Source organism: Yeosuana sp., from assembly GCF_057126245.1.
The window spans coordinates 1-2,371 of the sequence record NZ_DBNGMQ010000023.1; the positions used below are offsets into that span (position 1 = coordinate 1).

Here is a 2,371-nt window from a genome sequence, read left to right on the forward strand (position 1 = left end):
ACGCACAAAAATATTGTAGTAATAGTTGTAGGGCAAAAGCTTATCATAGAAGACAGGTGAATAAGGGTGATGTAAAAAATACTCCCAAAGAAAAAAAAGATGCATTACCTCAATTCGTGCAACCTAAAAACATTCCAATAGAAAAGAAAAATGCTATTGAAAAAATGAGTTCTGCTGGAGTCGGTAATGTTGTTGCGGGAACTTTAATTGCGGAATTTATCAAAAACCTATTGACTGGTGATGATTCTAAGCCAGCAACAAAAAAAGATATTGCGACTCTGATTAATAAGCTTGATAGATATCATTTGATTACTAATTTACCTCCGAGAAACTTTAATAAATTCCCGTATTTTGACCTTCATACCAACCATGTGGTGTATTTTTAAGTTTTTACCGTGTCTAAATACAACATATTAATTATTATGATATTTTGTTTGTATTACATATATTACCTATATTAGCTCTATGGAAGAGCTCATCAATCTAATAAATCAATATCCCGGCCTATCAAAATCTAAGGTATCCCTATCTGATTTAGACGTGGCACATCGTGTGTTCTTTAATTGGAAAGACAAAGGTATCATTGACTATGAGCATCAGATGTCCGATGAGGATATTGCTAATAAAGTCACACGGAAAAAAGTTGTACTCAATGCCTTTGAGGCTTTGTGGGTTCTCATAATTAAAGAACTGCGCTCTTTTAATGTTGGTCTTAGCACGATAAAGGAATTGAAGACCTTTCTATTTACCATACCTGATTTTAATTTCATGAAAGAGATGTCTAAAGACGACATCATGGAAATTGGTCGTATAGCATTGGATCATGAAGTAAACACTTTTTTAAATGCTTTTAATATAGATATCCATGGCATGGTAGATTTTGTGCAGAACAGTCCTGATTCCACTAAAATTTATTATAGTCCAATGGGAACGCTCATAAATGCTATTTTGCTCTCAGGACAATCACCCAGTATTTTTATTTTCAAAAAGCCTTCGGAAACTAAGCTTAGTTTTGAGGTGTTTAATCCTACCCTAGAGTCATTATATCACCAACAAACCGATGAAGATTATAAAACTGAAATAATCCAAGGATTAGTGGAACACAGTGTGATAAATATTCCCATAAGACCTCTTTTTGAACGGTTTTTTGAAAACAAATCCTTACTTAAATATTCCAAAGACTTTGGGCTGCTTAGTACTAATGAGCTCAAAATCTTAAAAATACTTAAGTCACGAAATTTTGATAAGATTATCATTTATAAAAACAATGATCAGCAGATAACTGTTGAGAGCACATCTAGTGTTGAAGTCTTAGGACATCAAGCTACCGAACTCAATAAAATACTTGGATTGAATGACTATGGGCACGCAAAGATTATTTTTAGGAATGGTAAACATTTATTAATAAAAAATACAACAAAACAGAAAATAGACCTAGGAAATCCCTAGCTCTTAACTATCCAAAAGTCATATAACAAGTCTCGAAAACTTCTTATGGACCCTATTGGAAATAATGAAAATTAATGATGCGAAACGCATTTTAAACAAAAACAATGAAAGTCCGTATACGGACCAAGAAATTAAAGAGATTGTAAATATGTTAGAGGCTATATCTGATGTGATATGTCACAACCTAACGCATTCAAAAAGTTAAGCTATGAAGAACGTTATCTTATATGTACGAGTATCTACAGATGAACAGGCTGATAAGGGATATTCGCTTCGTGATCAGGAAGCTAAATTGACACAATATTGTGAAGAGCGTGATTATAATATCGTTGCTATTTACAGAGAGGATTATTCAGCGAAAACATTTAACCGCCCTGAGTTTAAAAAGCTATTGGCTTATTGCAAGAGTAATAAAAGACAAATTGATGAGCTTTTGCTTGTAAAATGGGATAGGTTTTCCAGAAATACGGCTGAATCCTATCAAATGATAGCGACTTTTGATGCTTTAGACATTAAAATAAATGCCATTACCCAACCTTTAGATATGTCGATTCCTGAACAGTTACTCATGTTGGCTGTTTACTTAGCGATTCCTGAGGTTGAAAATCAAAGGCGTTCTCAAAATGTGATTGCTGGTATGCGTCGTGCTTTTAAAGAGGGTAGATATGTTGGAGCTCCTCCGAAAGGGTATTATGTAGGACGAGATGATACCAAAAAACCAATTTTAACACCTTCTCCAATTGCTCCTTTAATACAGGAAGGGTTTGAACTTATTGCTAAAGGTATTTATACGCAAAAAGAAGTCTTCAAAAGGCTAAACATAAAAGGTTTAAAAAGCTCTAAATCCATGTTTTCTATTATTCTTAGAAATCCTATTTATTATGGCGGAGTATTTATTAAAGCTTATAAGGACGAGCCTGAA

General features: G+C 33.5%; 4 protein-coding genes. All 4 read left to right on the forward strand.

Translation table 11 applies throughout. The annotated features are described in order from the left end of the window. Nucleotides 1-386: hypothetical protein (locus AC15TD_RS02360; protein WP_484450535.1), on the forward strand; the 386-nt coding region annotated here is incomplete at its 5' end. A gap of 154 nt (nt 387-540) precedes the next feature. Beyond that, on the forward strand, nt 541-1,449 hold the full coding sequence (locus tag AC15TD_RS02365) for a hypothetical protein (RefSeq protein ID WP_484450536.1): 909 nt from the start codon (nt 541-543) through the stop codon (nt 1,447-1,449). A 64-nt stretch (nt 1,450-1,513) separates the two neighbouring features. Then, complete coding sequence (locus AC15TD_RS02370; RefSeq protein WP_484450537.1) at nt 1,514-1,654, forward strand: hypothetical protein; 141 nt, start codon at nt 1,514-1,516, stop codon at nt 1,652-1,654. Between the two features lie 3 nt (nt 1,655-1,657). Next, the coding region (locus AC15TD_RS02375; RefSeq protein WP_484450538.1) for a recombinase family protein at nt 1,658-2,371 on the forward strand (714 nt) is incomplete at its 3' end.

Coding starts and splice junctions, on each gene's coding strand:
- AC15TD_RS02370 (WP_484450537.1), top strand. CDS start 1,514: ATGAAAATTAATGATGCGAAACGCATTTTAAACAAAAACAATGAAAGT.